Genomic DNA, 399 nt, shown 5'->3' with positions numbered 1-399 from the left:
ACCCGCTGCGCGGTTTGAGGGCTGCGCGCGTGGCCATAACCTCTCAGCGGCCAATCTTCCCGACGTGCTATGGCCCAGAGTTCGTTGCCAAGGACGTCAGGGCCTGGATCGAGGCGGTTGGGGCAAAAACAGCCTTCATCGCACCTGGGAGCCCATGGGAGAATGGATACATCGAAAGCTTTAATGCCCGGCTCCGGGACGAACTGCTGAACCGAGAGCTCTTCTACTCGCTGAGGGAGGCTCAGATCATCATCGAAAGTTGGAGGAAACACTACAACACCAAGCGCCCCCACAGCGCCTTGGGATACCGGCCGCCTGCGCCAGAAACCATCGTCCCGATGGACCAAAGGCCAGTCATGCACTAACAATCAAACCGGACCAGTCAGATCAGGCTCCCCA

General features: G+C 59.1%; 1 protein-coding gene. It reads left to right on the top strand.

Annotated elements, in window-relative coordinates; all coding sequences use genetic code 11:
- Positions 1–365 (top strand): transposase (locus tag AB9K35_RS06200; protein ID WP_369924915.1); only part of this gene is annotated, 365 nt, incomplete at its 5' end.
- Between the last annotated feature and the right edge of the window lie 34 nt (positions 366–399).

Origin of the sequence: Leisingera sp. XS_AS12 (assembly GCF_041224635.1) — a bacterium.
Classification (GTDB): Bacteria; Pseudomonadota; Alphaproteobacteria; order Rhodobacterales; family Rhodobacteraceae; genus Leisingera.
This window is presented reverse-complemented; position numbering and strand designations above follow the sequence as displayed.